Source organism: Oryzibacter oryziterrae (genome assembly GCF_021864535.1).
In the GTDB taxonomy this organism is placed as follows: domain Bacteria; phylum Pseudomonadota; class Alphaproteobacteria; order Rhizobiales; family Pleomorphomonadaceae; genus Pleomorphomonas; species Pleomorphomonas oryziterrae.
The window spans coordinates 1-17,055 of the sequence record NZ_JAKJIC010000018.1; the positions used below are offsets into that span (position 1 = coordinate 1).

14 protein-coding genes are annotated in these 17,055 nt (G+C 62.1%); 5 read left to right on the plus strand and 9 right to left on the minus strand.

Annotated features, from left to right (window positions below):
- Positions 1-569, minus strand: a 569-nt coding sequence (locus tag L2I41_RS17025; RefSeq protein ID WP_390634388.1) for a calcium-binding protein, incomplete at its 3' end; no start/stop codon positions are given.
- Positions 570-906: 337 nt separating this feature from the next.
- Positions 907-1,146 (minus strand): hypothetical protein, encoded by a 240-nt coding sequence (locus L2I41_RS21650; RefSeq protein ID WP_390634390.1) that lies wholly within the window; start codon positions 1,144-1,146, stop codon positions 907-909.
- Between the two features lie 161 nt (positions 1,147-1,307).
- Here L2I41_RS21650 and L2I41_RS17035 point away from each other — a divergent pair, with 161 nt between their 5' ends.
- Entirely contained in the window at positions 1,308-2,234 is a 927-nt protein-coding gene (locus L2I41_RS17035) for a carbohydrate kinase family protein (protein ID WP_237154783.1), read from the plus strand.
- A 211-nt stretch (positions 2,235-2,445) separates the two neighbouring features.
- Here L2I41_RS17035 and L2I41_RS17040 read toward each other — a convergent pair whose 3' ends face one another.
- The 4 genes from L2I41_RS17040 to L2I41_RS17055 are packed head-to-tail and all read right to left on the minus strand — an operon-like array spanning position 2,446 to position 7,401.
- The gene (locus L2I41_RS17040) at positions 2,446-3,585 is read right to left on the minus strand and encodes a DUF1513 domain-containing protein (protein WP_237154784.1); all 1,140 of its coding nucleotides are present in this window, start codon (positions 3,583-3,585) and stop codon (positions 2,446-2,448) included.
- A gap of 1 nt (position 3,586) precedes the next feature.
- Complete coding sequence (locus L2I41_RS17045; RefSeq protein ID WP_237154785.1) at positions 3,587-4,741, minus strand: imelysin family protein; 1,155 nt, start codon at positions 4,739-4,741, stop codon at positions 3,587-3,589.
- Between the two features lie 11 nt (positions 4,742-4,752).
- Positions 4,753-6,069 (minus strand): di-heme oxidoreductase family protein, encoded by a 1,317-nt coding sequence (locus L2I41_RS17050; RefSeq protein WP_237154786.1) that lies wholly within the window; start codon positions 6,067-6,069, stop codon positions 4,753-4,755.
- Between the two features lie 51 nt (positions 6,070-6,120).
- Positions 6,121-7,401, minus strand: coding sequence for an imelysin family protein (locus tag L2I41_RS17055; RefSeq protein ID WP_237154787.1), 1,281 nt, complete (start codon positions 7,399-7,401; stop codon positions 6,121-6,123).
- Positions 7,402-7,984: 583 nt separating this feature from the next.
- Between L2I41_RS17055 and L2I41_RS17060 the strand changes: the two genes are divergently transcribed.
- Positions 7,985-8,791, plus strand: coding sequence for an NAD-dependent epimerase/dehydratase family protein (locus L2I41_RS17060; RefSeq protein WP_237154788.1), 807 nt, complete (start codon positions 7,985-7,987; stop codon positions 8,789-8,791).
- Between the two features lie 33 nt (positions 8,792-8,824).
- On the opposite strand, the gene L2I41_RS17065 is transcribed toward L2I41_RS17060, so the two are convergent.
- Positions 8,825-9,985, minus strand: coding sequence for a polysaccharide deacetylase family protein (locus L2I41_RS17065; RefSeq protein WP_237154789.1), 1,161 nt, complete (start codon positions 9,983-9,985; stop codon positions 8,825-8,827).
- 115 nt (positions 9,986-10,100) lie between these two features.
- On the opposite strand from L2I41_RS17065, the gene L2I41_RS17070 reads away from it, so the two are divergent.
- Positions 10,101-10,406 carry a PilZ domain-containing protein gene (locus L2I41_RS17070; protein WP_237154790.1) on the plus strand — a complete coding sequence of 102 codons (306 nt, stop codon included), beginning with the start codon at positions 10,101-10,103 and terminating at the stop codon, positions 10,404-10,406.
- 113 nt (positions 10,407-10,519) lie between these two features.
- Here L2I41_RS17070 and L2I41_RS17075 read toward each other — a convergent pair whose 3' ends face one another.
- Positions 10,520-10,888: a winged helix-turn-helix transcriptional regulator gene (locus tag L2I41_RS17075; protein WP_237154791.1), complete on the minus strand. Its 369-nt coding sequence runs from the start codon at positions 10,886-10,888 to the stop codon at positions 10,520-10,522.
- A 354-nt stretch (positions 10,889-11,242) separates the two neighbouring features.
- The gene (locus tag L2I41_RS17080) at positions 11,243-12,916 is read right to left on the minus strand and encodes a formate--tetrahydrofolate ligase (RefSeq protein ID WP_237154792.1); all 1,674 of its coding nucleotides are present in this window, start codon (positions 12,914-12,916) and stop codon (positions 11,243-11,245) included.
- A 419-nt stretch (positions 12,917-13,335) separates the two neighbouring features.
- Here L2I41_RS17080 and guaD point away from each other — a divergent pair, with 419 nt between their 5' ends.
- Positions 13,336-14,643 carry a guanine deaminase gene (gene guaD, locus L2I41_RS17085; RefSeq protein WP_237154793.1) on the plus strand — a complete coding sequence of 436 codons (1,308 nt, stop codon included), beginning with the start codon at positions 13,336-13,338 and terminating at the stop codon, positions 14,641-14,643.
- Positions 14,644-15,547: 904 nt separating this feature from the next.
- A complete protein-coding gene (locus L2I41_RS17090; protein WP_237154794.1) occupies positions 15,548-16,792 on the plus strand; it encodes an ABC transporter substrate-binding protein in 1,245 nt (414 codons plus the stop codon).
- Positions 16,793-17,055: the final 263 nt, after the last annotated feature.

Sequence of the window (17,055 nt, forward strand, 5' to 3'; positions counted from 1 at the left end):
TTGAGGATGGTGTTGCCAAACGCCTCGCCGGCGTTGGAAGAGCCATCAGTCACGGCAAGGTTGATCGTCACGCCCTTGGAGATACCCGCGTAGGACACGACGTCAACACCGTCACCACCATCGACAACGTCCTTGCCGGCGCCAGGCTCCAGAAGATCGTTGCCAGCCATGCCCGACAGCGCATCGTTGCCACCGAGCCCGGACAGCTTGTTGTTGTTGCCATTGCCAACCAGCGTATCGCCGAAGGGGGAACCGACGAGGTTGGAGATGAATCCAAGTGTATCCCCCGCCGCATCGCCCTTGGTGCCGGTGCCGACCGTCAGATTGGCCGCAACACCCGACGGTGCCGACACATAGCTGGCTGTGTGGTTGCCGGTCGGGTTCTGGATGAAGATGTAATCAGCCCCCGGCCCGCCGATAAACGTGTCGTTGCCGCCGGTGCCGCTATAGAGAAAATCGTTGCCCCCATAGCCATAGATCGTGTCGCTAAAAGCCGTGCCGGTGAGGTCGTCGACACCATTTGTCCCCTTGATGATTCGGCCGGTCGTGGCGGTATCGAGCACAGTCATCTTGAGGTCTCCGTTGTCGTTGATCCAGGAAAAGACAAAGCGGCCATCGATCATCACGTTACGTGCCGCTTCGAATGACCGCATGCCTTACCTATAGAACGAGTATGTTCACTCTCTTTACGCGTCAACATATAAGTTTTTCGCGTCAAAGAAATTCCAATAGGTAGGGAGCTCTGGCTGCAGTAGAGCGCCTGACGAGCGCGACATCGTCTTGAAGCCCGCCCCGCAAGGCCGGATATATAGTTATCTTACAATGATTTGAGTCTTCATTCCTCCGCAATGGCATGGACCCTCTCAATCGGCGGATCGGACGCTCGGGAGACATGCTCAATTTCGTTCAAGGCGTGTGGCATCGTCGCGAGGGAAGTGCTCCCGCATGGCCAGCGGTACGGCTATTGAATCCCTCCTCACCGTCCCGGTTTCTCGGTCGGAAGGCGGTGATGTCGGAGAGGATCTCGCGGGCGGCGTTGCAGCCGGGGATGCCGGTGACGCCGCCGCCGGGGTGGGCGCCTGAGCCGCACAGATAGAGGCCGGGCACCAGCGCGCGATAGTCGGCATAATAGAGCGTCGACTGCATGGGAAAGATATGGTCCAAATGCAGGGCGGTGTGAATGATGTCGCCGCCTCTCCTCCTCTCCCTCCCCACAATTCCTAATCCACAATGAATTAATTGCCTTTCGCCCGTGAATTCGCTAGCACTGGGGCCAATTACAAATCATCTCGGGGGAGGCCCGGATCATGCTTCTGGCTTGTGGCGATGCGCTGATCGATTTCGTTCCGGTGAAGAGCACCGATGGGCGTGACGGCTATGTGCCGGCGGTCGGCGGATCCTGCCTCAACATTGCCGTTGCCATGAGCCGGCTTGGCGCGCCCACCGGTTTTGTCGGCGGCGTCTCCAACGACATGTTCGGCGCCATGATTGCCGAGCATATGGCGGCGTCCAACGTGTCGCTGCGCTATGTCACCCGCTCGGACACCGAGACCACGCTGGCCTTCGTGCGCTTCGTCAACAACGAGCCGCATTATGCCTTCTATGACGAGACCACCGCGGCGCGGCTTTGGACCTATCAGGAGGGGTCGATCCCCTTCCCGGCCATCGATGCGCTGCATGTGGGCTCCACCACGCTGATCAACGAGCCGGTGTCGTCGGAATATCTCAAGATGTTCCGCGCCGGCAAAGGCCTGACCACGCTCTCCTTCGATCCCAACTGCCGCCCGTCGCTGACCCACGACAAGGTCGCCTATGTCAGGCGCATGGAAGAGTTCGCCGCCAGTGCCGACATCATCCGCATGTCGGACATGGACTTCGACTTCATGTTCGGCGGCAACAACTGGGACGCCAAGGCCGACGCCTATCTCAAGGCCGGCGCCAAGCTGGTGATCGTCACCCGTGGCGGCGACGGCGTCACCGCCTGGCACGCGACTGCCGGCAAGCTTGAAGTGGCGGCGCCGAAGATCCAGCTGGTCGACACCATCGGTGCCGGCGACACCTTCCAGGGCTCCTTCCTGGTGGCGCTGAAGGAGGCCGGCCGCATCGACGTCGATGCGCTCGCCGCCATCCGTGCCGACGAGCTGGCCGCCGCCCTCGCCTTTGGAACGAAGTGCGCCGGCGTCACCTGCTCGCGTTCGGGTCCGAACCCGCCCTGGCGGCTCGAATTGAGCTGACCGCCGGGGATAAGTCCGCCGGCGTTGCGCCCAAATCCCTCAAGTTCCATTTCCGCGACATTGTCGCCTGCCTCGTCGAGGCCGCAGGCGACATAAGCGTGACATTTAAGTCAGGCCATAGCACCCGCCGATCATGTTGAAACAACATGATCGAAAAGCGGCTGCTCAACTCTTGAATCTGGAGCGATTTCTTGTCGACCTGACGGTTCCGTCAGGTCGGAAAGCGCTCTAGACGCGCCAGATGATTGTCGAAGGCGAGATCGTCGCGCCCGCAGGGGTTAAGCCTGGTTGTGGCGCCGGCAGTCATCCGGGCCAGGGTGCCGGCGCCGTTCGAGAGCAGCAGCTGCCCGGCTTCGAGCGGCGCCATGCCACAGACATCGTCCAGCCTGACATCGCCGAGGAAGCGCGCGCTGCCGGCTTCGAAGGCGAAGGCGATGCCGCCCTTGGGCGAGGAGAACACCACGGCCCCGCCATCGCCGGAGGCGGCGACCGAGCCGATGTAGTTCTTCGGCAGCGCCATGATATCCTCTGGAATATCAATGAGTTCCGCCGTTCTGCCCGGCTGGGTCCGGCCCAGCAGCGGCGGCAGGTCGGACGGGTCGCCTTCATATTGGCAGCCGAACCAGACCGCGCCGGTACGATCGAGCGCCAGATGGCGGATCGACAGCGCATTCCATTGCCGATCAAGCACTTGCGTGTCGATCACCTTCTGCGCGTCCGGGTCGACGAAGGTCAGGCTCGCCTTCATGTCGGCCACATTGAGATTGGTGCGCCCGAAATCGGCCGTGGTGTCGAGCCCGCCATTGGCGATCGCCAGCGTCCGGCCGTCGGCCATCCAGATCAACTCGTGGCTGCCCACCCCGCCGGTATCGAACTCACCGATCCGCTTAAAGCCTTGGCGCACATCGTAAATTCCGATGACACCGACGCCGCGGTCATAGTCGTTTTCGGTGGCGTAGAGGCGGCTGCCGTCGGCGGTGAACACGCCGTGGCCGTAGAAATGCCGCCCCTTGGGGCTGGTGATCACCTGCGGCTCGCGCTGTCCCGCCACGTCGAAGATCACCGCGAAGGTACCGGGCCGGCGGGCGAAGGCGACGCAGAGACCCGCCACCGGGTCGAAGGCCACGTCATGGCCCCGGTCCGGCAGCGGATGCAGGGCCCGCACGGTGCCGTCGAGCGCCACCAGCGCCACGGCAAAGCTGTCATCCTTGAGCTTCGCGCAGGAGGCAAACAGGGTTTCTCCTGTGGTCTCAGAGGCATAGACGACCGGCGTGCCGAGCGTTGCCGCAAGCCAGCCCCCGCCGGCCAGCGACAGGAAGGCCCGGCGTGAGGGCGCGAAGGAGCCCGTCATGTCAGTCTCCGTCATTGGCGTTGAAGCCGGCTTCGACACCGAGCGAGGCGGTCAGGTCACGGCCGATCGACTTCTTGAGATTGTGCAGCGCCACGCGCACGTATTCCACCACCTTGCGGTCCTGCGGATTGTCGGCGGCCGCCGGCATGGAGTCGGTGATCTTGTTCAAGGTCTTGGACGTGTTGCGCAATTCGAACTGGATCGAGTTGGCAATCCACGTCTCGTTCTTAGGGATATAGGTTTCGAGCGAGGCCACTTCGAGAATGCGCAGGCTGGCGTCCAGCGTTGCCTCGGTCACCGACAGGCTCATGCCCGAGCGCCAATAGGGTGCCAGGCGCGGCTTCTTCACGTCCTCGGTCTTGCCGAAGGGCGTGGTGATCATGTCTTCCACCACGCTCTCGAGGCCCGAGGTCAGGGTGTTGAGCAGCTTGCCCACCACTTCCTTGTGGGTCTGGAACTGCGGGTTCTGAGCGGACGGGGTTGCAACAAGCCTGGTGGCGGCGCCGTCGGGTGCCCAGGCCGCCGCCATTTCCGCGGCCATGTTATGCACGTTCACCGAAATGGCCTTACCGTAGCTGCAACGGAAGGCGCCTTGCGGGTTTGCCTTGTCGAGCAAGGTTGCAGCGCCATCGCCATAGAGGACGAATTCGAGAGCCGTCAGCCCCTGCGCACCAACCGATTTCTGCGGCAAGGTTGCAGGATCAAGCGCCGTCGGGTCCGATTTGGCGAGAATCTGGTTGACCGGCTTCAATCCCAACCCGCGCGGGTCCGGCCAGAAGCTCAGGCGTTCCAGGCGGTGCTCTTCCATCAGTGGGCCGATCTTCACCGGCAGAAGGCTGAAGAAGCCGCGCAGCGTCCCCTCGAAGGCGCGCTTGACGTCGGTAAGGCCGGCATCGGTCGGAGCGGCGCAGAAGCGGCCGAGGTTGGCCGCCAGCAGCTCGGACTGCATCTCGAAACCCTCATAGGAGGGGCGCACCTGCCCGTCGATGACCGAGGCGGCCAGCTTGGCATAATCGGCTTCGGTCAGGACCTTGGCCTGGATCACCATATCCTCCGCGGCACCGGGACCGATCAGCGCGAGGCTTGTCAGACCGCCGGCGATGAGGCCCAGAAGACGGCGGCGCACCTCTGCGACAGGGAGAACCGATTTCAGCATGTCAGCCTCTTTCACAGTGATTTCAGGAAGTTGAGAAGCGCATCCCGCTCCTCTTTCGACGCATTCATATAGGCCTTGCGTGACAGTTCGGCCTCGCCGCCATGCCAGAGGATCGCCTCCTCCGGGCTCCGGGCGCGCCCGTCATGCAGATAGCCGGCTTTCGGATTGACCGCCTCGGTATAGCCGATGCCCCAGAGCGGCGCCGTCCGCCATTCCTGCCCTGCCGGGCCTCCGCTGGCAAGGTCCGGTCCGAGGTCGTGCAGCAGGAGGTCGCTGTAGGGACGGATGGCCCGGTTGCCGATGGGGGCCGGCGCAGTCGCCGCCGTGGTGAAGTCGGGATGATGGCAGGCGGCACAGCCCATTGAGGCAAAGAGCTTTTTCCCCTCGACACCCGCGGCCTCCGCCTGGCTTGCCGCCTTGGGCACCGCCAGATGACGGACGTAGTAGGTCACGAGATCCAGCATCTTGTCGGGCACCTCGTAGGGGCCGAGGCTCGCCTGCACGCCGTTCGGAAAGGCGCGACAATTCCCTTCGGCCGCCGTGCAATCGCCTTGAGGATCGGGCTTCAGATGTGTGGACAGGCCCATGTCGCCGAAGAAGGCCGCGCCGATCTGGCTTTCCACCGTCGGCTCGCTTGCCTTCCAGCCGAAACGGCCGAGACTGGCCTTCCCATCCGCCCCGGCAACCTCGCTGACGCGGCCGGAAATGCCGTCACCGTTCCGGTCGTCGGGATCGGCCAAAGCCCGGATGTCCGCCTCGGGAATGGCTTCCAGAAGACCGTCGCCGATCAGGGGCGGCGCGATCCGCGGCGACAGTTCAAGGCCTTTTGCCGGCGCGCCGAAGGCAAACCCGGTGAGACTGTAATCCGGCACGCGCAACGTCACCGTCGTGCCGTCGGCAAGGTGCATGTCGCGCGATCGCCAGGCCACGGTCGCCCGCGCCTCACCGGCGAGACCGGTGACGGCCTGGTCCTGCATCTGCGAGCCATAAACGGGGTCAGGGCCGTAGCCGCCGTGCCCATCGGGGACAAACAGCTTGAACAGGATGTTGCCGGTCGACGTCGCATCCGGGGCGTCGCCGCGGCCGTCGCGAATATGGCAGCTGTGGCAAGACCTTGCGTTGAAGAAGGGTCCGAGACCGTCGGAGGCCAGCGTCGAGGTGGGCGACGGCGCCCAGAACTTCTTGAAGACTCCGTTACCCACCTTGAAGGTGAGGCCGTCGTCCAGGGACAGACCCGGCAGGGGCGATTGGAAGGCTTGCCGCGCCAGCCGGTCGTCGGCGGAGGCGGCGCCGGTCATCAGGAGAAAGGCCAGAAGCGGCGGCGCCAAGGCTGGCGCCACCGCGTTGATGACAAGCCAATGAGGCCGCTTTCGCGCCACTTACTTGGCCACCGCGCTCGGGTTGTCGAGGCTGTCGGAGCCCTCGAAGGCAATCGAACCGAGGCCAAGGGCCGTCACGGCCCGCTCGATCGACGGCACCTGATCCACCAGCGTCTTCACGAGGTTATCGACCACGGCGTTGCCTTCGGTGTTGCCCTCGGCGATCATCTGATCGAAAGCTTCGACCGTTTCGCCGCGCTTCTTCAGGGCGCTCGCCGCCGCGAGCGAGGCTTCGAGCTTGGCCGCCACTTCCTTTTCGACCGCCGGATCCTTCTCCTTGAGGAGGTCGTCGACCGACGGTCCCTTGATCACGCTGCCGTCGAGGCGGGTGTAGGTGCCGTAGAAGATGTCGTGGATGCCCACCACGTCATTATAGTGCGAGTTGAAGGTGTTGTCGGAGAAGCAGTCGTGCTCTTCCTCCGGATCGTGCAGCAGCAGGCCGAGCTTGGTGCGCTCGCCGGCCAGTTCGCCATAGGAGAGCGAGCCCATGCCGGTCAACAAGGCAGCAAGGCCTTCCTTGGGATCGGCGTCCAGCAGGCGCTTGGCAGCGGGACCGCTGTCGGCCCAGTCGCCGACCATTTCCTTGAGATCGGAGACGAGGAGATCGGTGGCGGCCTTGAGATAGGCGGCGCGGCGGTCGCAATTGCCCCCGGTGCAGGCCTTGGTGTCATAATCGGTATAGGGTCGCTTGCCGGCACCCGGGCCGGTGCCGTTGAGGTCCTGCCCCCAGAGCAGGAACTCGATGGCATGATAGCCGGTCGCCACATTGGTCTCGACGTCCCCGAGGTTCTGCAGCGTGCCGTGCAGGAGATCGGGCGTGATGTTGGTGGCGTCCACATCCTTGCCGCCGATCTTGATATGCGGATTGGCGATGATGTTGAGCGTGTAATAGGCGTTGGCATCCGACGACGTGCCATAGCTCGGGTCGACATAGTCGATCAGGCCTTCATCGAGCGGCCAGGAGTTCACGCGTCCCTCCCAATCGTCGACGATCGGGTTGCCGAAACGGAAAACTTCCGAGCGCATGTAGGGTGGCCGCGCCTTGATCCAGGCGGCCTTTGCGGCGGCCAGGGTTGTATCGGAGGGGTTGGCGATCAGCGCATTCACCGCCGTCTGCAACTCGACAGCCCCAGCCAGCGCATCCGAATAGACGGCCTCACCGATCGTCACGTAGTTGCGAACGACCGCCTTCTCGTCCGTGGCGGCCTGCGCCGGCATCGCGGCGAGTGCCCCGAGGGAAACCGAAGCGACCAACAGAGCCACCATGTTTCTTATAATCATTTCCGCATCCTTCCTGGACATTATCTTGCCTATATTAACCATGACCGACACAAGATTGATGACACCTTCGGCAATAGGTATATTTTTGGGAATATTTCTCTATTTTCCCGCCTTCGCGACAATCTCCGGGACCTTAAACTGAAGACAGGTTCCTTTAGATTGCCCCGGATACGACCAATATCGACGCCTCAAAGCTCCCTGACATGCCCGGCCAAAGGGGGCGCGGCACGAAAGGCAATGCCGCCACAGCGCGCAGGACACACCGCAAGCGAACGACTATCCGCTTGATATTGCGAACTAATTTTGACATCGACAGAGCAAGGCCCGCGACCTTTTCGCTATCTAAAATTCATGAGATTAATAGTCAAGTTATTTTTGCGGACGGGATCGGGGGAAAATATGAGTGTGAATTGCGAAATCTGACATCTATTAAATTTCTCTAAACTTGCTGTATTATCGCTCACATGCTGAGTATCCGGAGCCCTGTCATGGGGCTTTTGCAAAGCTAGACTCCAAGTACAGGTTTGGCCGCCAATCAAATCGTCTGACGCTGATTGGCCGGCTTCCAGGCAGGACAAGCCCCATGGCTGTTTCGAAAAACATACTCATCGTCGGCGGCAGTATGTATCTGGGTCACCTTCTTCGGGCCGTTCTGGCCGAGGGGCTTTACACTGTTCGCATACTCGACAGCGTCGCCCCGGACGCGACCTACCCCGGTGAAGAGGTGATGTGCGGCGACCTTGGGGACCAGAGCCTGCTCGTCTCGGCTTGCCGCGGATGCGACATCGTTGTCGACTTCACGAAGCTGGACGTCGGTCGCTGGAACGGGGGCGAGCTTGCGACTTTCTCCTCCGGCGTTGCCCATCTTTGGGAAGCCGCGCGGATTGCCGGCGTCAAGCGCGTGATTGCCCTGTCGTCGGACAGCATCACCGGCTTCTATCGTCGCGCCAGCGTGCTCGATCATTTGACCATGCCCCGGCCGGACGGCCCCTCCGGTGTTGTGGGCGCGCTCAATGAATCGATTGCGTCGCTCTATGCCAACAAGTTTGGCCTGGAAGCCATGTGCATCCGCATGGGCGCCTGCCGTCCGGAACCCATCGACGAACGCATGCTGTCGACGTGGATTTCCCCTTCGGACTTCCAGCGCCTGATGCGCATGGCGATCGAGACGGAATACCATTTCGAGATCGTCTACGGCGTCTCCGCCAATGCCGACCGCTGGTGGGACAACTCCAACGCCCGCCGCCTGGGCTACCGCCCGCAGGACCGTTCGGACCTCTTTGCGCCGCGCCTGCGCGGTCAACGCTCGGCCAACCAGATCGAGAACACCTTCCAGGGCGGACGTTCGGCGGCCGACAGCTTCAAGGGCGATCCCCGGCGGATCACCTGAACCCGGCCGTTTCTCGCCGCGGTGACGCCAACCTTATCGCAGCGAGGCGAAGGTCAGGCGCGCGCAGGCGGCCGGCAGCCCCGACAGCAGCACGTCCACATAGGCGATCGACTGATAGTGGCCATTGAGCGATATCCTGGGGATCGCCAGGAGATCGGTTTCGCCGGATCGCATGAATCCCGGCTTGGATGACACCGCCGTCTGCAGGCCGGCCTGCCTTACGAAGGCCATTTCACGGCGACCAAAATTGCGATTTCGGCCAAAGGGATAGGCAAAATCTACCACTCTCTGGCCGGTCTGCTGTTCGATGTCGGCGCATCCGCCGACGATTTCCTCGCGGCAAAGCGATGCCGACAGACCGGCAAGGGACGCGTGTGTGCGCGAATGCCCCGACACCGTCACCAGACCCGAGGTGGCAAGGTCGCGGACGCCTTGCCAGTCGAGCATTTCCGCCTTCAACATCAGCGCCATATCAAGCCCGTAGCGCTGGCAAAGTTCGGCGGACACGCGGCGTTGCTCATCCACGGGGGCTGAGCGGAGTGCAAGAAGCAGGCGCGAAAAGGCCCTGTTCTTGCTCCGCTCGTCGGCACAGTCACAGGTGTAGCGGTGACCGAGAATGTCCAGGTCAACGGCCTTGTTCTCGGCTATGGCGCGCTCAAGCAGCAGCCACCAGCAATTTGCCGTTCCATCGATCATGCCAGAGCAGACGTAGACCGTCGCCGGCGCCCGATGCTTCTGCAGGATCGGCAGGGCATGATCGAGGTTGTCGCGGTAGCCGTCATCAAAGGTCAGCACGGCAAAACGCCCGGAGCCACTGCCCTCCCCGCGCATGCGTGCGGCAGCGTCGGAAAGTGAGATCACCTCGATGCGCTGCTCTTTCAGGTGGGTCAGCACGGCGTCGAGAAACTCAGGGGTCACTTCCAGGTGACCGTTCGGCTGGAAAGGCGCATCGGAGCGCGGGCGGACACGATGCAGCATGAACACCACGCCGTCCCATCGGCAGCAACGCGCAAAAAGACCGGCAGCGCCTGACCACCGCAAGCCATTGAGGACACTGCGTAACACAAAGGTCTTCATATCAGGCAACCGCATGCCACGAGGCCACTCACTCGACGCAATCCACTTTTCCCCTGATATCCGCATTGTCTGACACGAACGTCGCTGCCACCCCACGCTGCCATCGGCTCGATCCATCCCCCGGTCGCACTGCAACAAACATCTACATTACTGTAACTATCGCATAGCAGAGATGGAATTTTAACCCGCCACTGCCATAGTTCTGGCCAATGAAAAGATCAGGGTAGAGGCCATGGAAGAACGCAGATCCGGCGTCAGGCGTCGTACGTTGCGATCAGCGAAGATCGTTTACGGCGACTACCGATACACTGTAGATTGCATCATCCGTGATGCAAGCACAACAGGCTTGCGTATTCGTTGTGACCATGCGGCTGAAATTCCTGGCGAATTTCAGCTCTATGATCCCGCTGAAAACAGTCTGCAGAAGGTTGAGGTCATGTGGCGGCGTGACAATGAGCTTGGTCTCAAATATGTCAGCCCGCCAATTCACATCCATGAAAGCAACGATCCGCGTCATGCGCGGTTCAAGTTCATGTGATTTGCCGACCGCCGCTGAGGCTTGAACATGCATTCCATGGAAGGCGCCGCAGACCGGCGCCTTTTGCTTTGAGCGCTTTGCGATCATGTCGGGTCGACATGATCGGCGGGCCTCTAGCTGGGCAAATGGGCGACAGCCCACTCGTGCAACGCCGCCGCCACCGGCCGGAAAGCATGCCCCGCGTTCGACATCTCGTATTCGACTCGCGGAGGCATCTCGTCAAAGGCGTGGCGCACGATCAGGCCGCTCTTTTCGAGCTCCTTGAGCTGCGCGGCGAGCATATGCTGGGTGATGCGTGGAATGCCACGCTTCAGCTCGTTGAACCGGCGGGGGCCGTCGAGCAGAAGGCACAGAATTTCGCCCTTCCATTTTCCCGAGACCGCCTTCAGGCCGCGCTGCACCGCTTCCAGCCCCTCCAGGATCTCAGGCGGGCAATCAAGACCTGATGAGGAATGCGCTCGGGGTTGGGATTCAGTCTTCATGGCAACCTCGTCTAGATGCCCCATGTCCTGACATCGCTGCAGCAACGCGCCACGACCACGATAGCCCGGTCAGGCCGCAGTGGGGGCGGCTCCGACACCATGGGCAATAGCGCGCCGCAGGCACGTCTTTCGGCAAATGTCATGCGGCGAAGGGCTTATCCCTCTTGGATTAGGACGAGATTTGGCTCAGCTCCAGTAAAAAGCGCCACTAGGGTCATCACAAGACCGTGTGCTTTCCAATACTGCGCAATGGCAAGATGGCCTGCCGTTGAACGCACGCCAAAGTCAGCGGAAGCTTGTCTGGGGAGGATCGCATCTGGTCATCGCCAGACGCGATCCATTGCCGGCCATCCGTCAGGACAGACCGACAATCTGTCCGTCGGCATCAAGGCGAATGTGGTTTGCGGCAGGAACCTTCGGCAGCCCCGGCATGGTCATGATGTCCCCGCAGATGACCACGATGAACTCGGCGCCGGCCGACAGGCGCGCTTCGCGCACCGGCAGGATATGCCCTGAAGGCGCGCCCTTCTTGTTGGGATCGGCCGAGAAGGACGACTGCGTCTTGGCCACGCAGATCGGCAGATGACCGAAGCCCTTGGCCTCGAAGTCGCTCAGGCGCTTGTGCACCTTGGCGTCGAATTCGACGCCGCCGGCGCGGTAGATCTCGCGGGCAATGGTCTCCACCTTCTGGTGCAGCGGCATGTCGTCGGGATAGAGCACCTTGAACGGCGTGCGGCGCGGCCGATCGAGAATGCCGGCGATCTTGCGGGCCAGCCCTTCGGCGCCCTTGCCGCCCTCGGCAAAATGGGTGCAGAGCACGGCTTCGACGCCGATGTCGTTGCAGAGCGTCAGGAGCATATCGATCTCCGCGTCGGTGTCCGAACCGAAGCGGTTGATGCCGACGACAGCCTCGACGCCGAACTTGCTCACATTCTCGATATGCCGCTGCAGATTGGCAAAGCCCGCTTTCAGCGCCGCGACATTCTCCTTGCCGAGATCTTCCTTGGCGACGCCACCGTGCATCTTCAGCGCACGGATGGTGGCGACGATGGCGACGGCGTCGGGCGCAAGGCCGGTCTTGCGGCACTTGATGTCCATGAACTTTTCCGCGCCGAGGTCGGCACCGAAGCCGGCTTCCGTCACCACGATGTCGGCGAGATGCAGCGCGGTCTCGGTGGCGATCACCGAGTTGCAGCCGTGGGCTATGTTGGCAAACGGGCCGCCGTGGACGAAGGCCGGGCTGCCCTCCAGCGTCTGCACCAGATTGGGCTGCAGCGCGTCCTTCAGAAGCACCGCCATGGCACCGGGCGCCGCGACCGCCTCGGCGGTGATAAACTCCTTCTTCTCGGTCTCGCCGATGACGATGCGCGACAGGCGCGCCTCAAGGTCGTGCAAATCCTTGGCCAGGCAGAACACCGCCATCACTTCCGAGGCGACGGTGATGTCGAAACCGTCTTCCTTGGGAAAGCCGTTGCCATTGCCGCCGAGGCCGTTGATCTGGTTGCGCAGCATGCGGTCATTCATGTCGAGCACGCGCCGCCAGGTCATGCGCCGACCATCCAGCTTGGGCTCGTTGCCCCAGTAGATGTGATTGTCGATCATGGCCGACAGGAGGTTATGGGCCGAGGTGATCGCATGAAAGTCGCCGGTGAAATGGAGGTTGATCTCCTCCATCGGCACCACCTGGCTGTAGCCGCCGCCGGCCGCGCCGCCCTTGACGCCGAAGCAGGGGCCGAGCGACGGCTCGCGCAGGCAGATGGCGGCCTTGCGGCCGATGCGATTGAGCGCGTCGCCGAGACCCACCGTCGTGGTGGTCTTGCCCTCGCCGGCGGGCGTCGGCGTGATGGCGGTCACCAGCACCAGCTTGCCGCGCGGGCGGTCCTTCACCGAGCGGATGAAATCATGCTCGATCTTGGCGATATGCTTGCCGTGGGGAACGAGATGGTCGGCGGGTATCCCGAGCTTGGCGGCGATCTCGGCGATCGGCTTCAGCTTGGATGCGCGGGCAATCTCGATGTCACTCAGCATGATGGTCTAATCCCCCCTGCGGCGCCATCCCTGCCGGTCTCTGCCGGCCAGGCGCCTTTCACGTGCCCGGACCCTGCCATAGTGCGGATTTTCCGAGAAGGCGAGCGGTCCATATTATTTCTACAAATTGCTTTTCGATTTTCTTTGAACGGAAGATTTCCCCCGCTTTTCCGGCCTCCATGCTGGACCGCCACGTCCGCCATTGCCGACGCCAGCGACAGACTGTCTCAGAATTGTTGAAAGCCCATACGGGCAATGCCATAAAGCTGCGGTCTCTTCCTGGAGGCTGCGACGGCCAGGCAATCGCTCGTCAACGGACCGGATGGCGGATGCGCGGCATCTTCCTTGCTTGATAAAAGCCCGGCGTGGATCAGGTCTGCCACCGCGCCACTGCCCTCTCCTTTCGCGCCAAGGTGTCCATGACCAAGTCCCGTCTCCTGCTGCTCGGCCGTGTCCTGTCCTTCGTTCGCCGCCCCAGGGGCGCCGGCGACAGGGAGAGCTACACCTATATCCCGAACGGCCTGATCGTCGTGGACGAGGGGCGCATCACTGCCGTTGCCGACGCCGCTGACATCGATCAGTTCCGCACGGACGGCTCGGTGCTGCGCAATTTCTCGGGCAAGCTGATCCTGCCCGGCTTCATCGACACGCATATCCATTTCCCGCAAACGCAGGTGATTGCCTCCTACGGCACGCAGCTGCTGGAGTGGCTCGAGAAATACACCTTCCCCGCCGAGCAGCGCTATGCCGACCCAGCCCATGCGGCGGCCGGCGCCCGCTTCTTCCTCGACGAGCTTCTGCGCAACGGCACCACCTCCGCCGTCGTCTACGGGTCGGTGCACAAATCGGCGGCAGAGGCGTTGTTCGCCGAGAGCGCCGCGCGCGGCACCATGATGCTGGCCGGCAAGACCTGCATGGATCGCAATGCGCCGCCGGCCCTGCGCGACAGCGCGCAATCGGCCTATGACGACACCACCGCGTTGATCAAGGCCTGGCACCGCCAGGGTCGACAGCGCGTCGTCATCACGCCGCGCTTTGCCATCACCTCAACGCCGGAACAGCTCGAAGCCGTCGGCGCCCTGATGCGCGAGAATCCGGACTGCCTGCTGCAGACGCACATGTCGGAGAACCTCAAGGAAATCGCCTTCGTACGCGAACTCTTCCCCGAGCGGGCCGGCTATCTCGACGTCTATGACCACTATGGCCTCATCGGCCCCAGGACGCTGCTCGGGCACTGCATCCACCTGACTGCCGACGAAATCGCCCGCATGTCCGAAAGTGGAGCCGTCGCGGTCTTCTGCCCGACCTCCAACCTGTTCATCGGCTCGGGTCTGTTCGACGCGCAAGGGCTGGAGCGCGGCGCCACTCCGGTCCGCACGGCGCTTGCCACCGATGTGGGCGGCGGCACCTCCTATTCCATGCTGGTCACGGCGGCGGAGGCCTACAAGGTGATGCAGCTGCGCGGCCAGACGCTTTCCGCGCTCGAAGCCTTCGACTGGATGACGCGGGCCAATGCCGAGGCGATCGGCGAAGCAGACGTCGGGCGAATCGAAGCCGGCGCGCTTGCCGATCTCGTGGTCCTCGACCCAACCGCAACTCCAGCCATGGCCCACCGGATGGACGCCGTTTCCGGGGATCTCGAGGAAGAACTCTTCATCCTCATGACCTTGGGGACCGACCGCAACGTGGCTGCCACCTTCGCCGCGGGGCGGGAGTACAGGTTCTGACCGGATCGGACGCTGGGCGCGCCGCACTCGAAGCCTGAATGCGAGGCCGGCTGGCGCTTGGCCACGGCCGGATACAAGGGGCACGATCGTGCAACAGGCCGACCCGGGGCGCACCGCACGGGGCCGCCAGCCTCGCTGCCTACAAATTTAACAAAATGCATTTTTCGATGAATGCGCGATTTTCTTCCGCTTTGTTCCGGGCTTCCCGCTTCGGCCTCAGGGCTCACGCAACCGTGATAAAATCGTTTTATTTTACTTATCGTTAAATGATGAATCGAACGCATTTTGAATTTGCGACGCAAAATCGATTGCCTCTGTACACAGTCCTTTGGTGCACGAAATGAGATGATTGAATCCCATTGAAACTACGGGCTCTTTCGGGCTTTCCATGCAATTTTGCGCCACTCGAAGCAGTAAACCCAAAACTTCAGGAAAATTACAGTGCAGGACAACCGTTATTGCACCGCAATAACAAGCTATGGATATGTTTGGAGATTTAATTTTTTCGACCCTTCAAAAAAAGCCTTGCCAGCCGAAAAAACCGGCTATAGCATTTGATCATTCCGCAGGGCAGCTATGCTATATCGAGATATCTGCCTGAGGGAGAGCGAATGCGGGATGGGACCTGCCTTCGTGAATGCAGCGTGGCACGATCGGTCAAAACAATCAGGCGAACCTGTCAGGTTGGCGACGGGATGGACGTATCGCAATCGCTTCGCGCGTTGACGCGGTTCATCATTCGTCATCTGGGCTCACCTGGTTGAACTTGTGTCGGGAGAAGGGAGAAATTCTCCGGCGCACAGGAGGACGAGACCAACCACATGTCACGCATGGCATTGAGCCGTTTTCTTTTTGAGATGCCGCAGGGGATTGCGGTGTCATTACGCTCTTGGGAGGAGCCAATATGAAGAAGCTTCTTGGCGCGCTGCTCGGCGGCGCTGCTCTCTTTGCTGTCTCCGGGTCGGCCATGGCCGGCGAGAAGTGCGACGTCATCCACTGGTGGACCTCCGGTGGCGAAGCCGCCGCCGTTGCCGAATTCGCCAAGGCTTTCAATGCCGCTGGTGGCGAGTGGATTGACACCGCCATCGCTGGCGGCGGCGGCGACAATGCCCGCGCCGTTGGTATCCCCCGCATCATGGCCGGCGATCCGCCGTGCGCCATGCAGTTCAACTACGGCAAGCAGTTCGACGAACTCGTCTCGAACGGCTTCCTGCGCAACCTCGACGACGCTGCCAAGGCTGGCGGCTGGGAAGCTGCGACGCCCCCGATCACCTGGGGCCAGATCCAGCGCGATGGCCACGTGATGGCCGTTCCCGTGAACATCCATGGTTCGAACTGGTCGTGGTGGTCGAAGGCCGCCCTCGAGAAGGCCGGCGCCACCATGCCGACCAACTGGGATGAAGTCTGGGTCGCCCTCGACAAGCTCAAGGCCGCCGGTATCACCCCGGTCGCCGCTTCGGGTCAGGCCTGGCAGCTCGACATGATGTTCCAGTTCATGGTTCTGTCGATCGCCGGCAATGACACCTTCAAGGCCGTCTATGGCGATCACAGCGAAGAAGCTGTGAAGTCGGATGCCTTCAAGCAGGCCATCGCCGCCTTCCTCAAGGTCAAGAACTACATCGACGCCGGTTCGGCCAACCGCAACTGGAACGACGCCAGCGCCATGGTGATCAATGGCACCGCCGGTGTTCAGTTCATGGGCGACTGGGCCAAGGGCGAGTTCGTTTCCGCCGGCAAGACCGAAGGCACGGACTACTACTGCAAGACCACCTTCTCCGACAAGAAGGGCTACATCTTCGGCGGCGACATCTTCGTGTTCCCCGTCTCGAAGAACGCCGACACCACCAAGGCCCAGGATCTCCTGATGAACACCATGTTCAGCAAGGAAACCCAGGTTGCCTTCAACCTCAAGAAGGGTTCGGCCCCGGTTCGCCAGGACGTCGACACCTCCAAGGTTGACCCGTGCGGCCAGGAAGCCCTCAAGCTGATCGCCAACCCCGCGACCCAGGTTGCCGGTGCTGATGCGACCAACACCCCGGATGCCGTGAACGCCATGCGCGACGTGCTGGCCTCGCAGTGGACCGACCCGAACGCCACGGTCGATACCTTCGTCGAGAAGTTCGTCCCGGCGCTGATGACCGACATGTAATCGGTCTGTGAAGACAACGGGGCGGGCGCGGTCTCAAGCTGCGGCCGCCCTTTTTTTACCCTGCTGCCAGTTGCTTTTAGCTGCAGCCAGGATGGAGCGAATGCACGAACCGCCCCTGACGCAGATCAGGGCGTTTTCGGGCACTCCGGTACGGGCCAGCCGATGAAAACACGCCTCGTCGCATTGCTTCGACGAGCTGCGTCTGGTCCTTCGATTTGACAGATTAGGTCGGGTGTCGGCGCCACCGCGTCGGCCACCGCAAC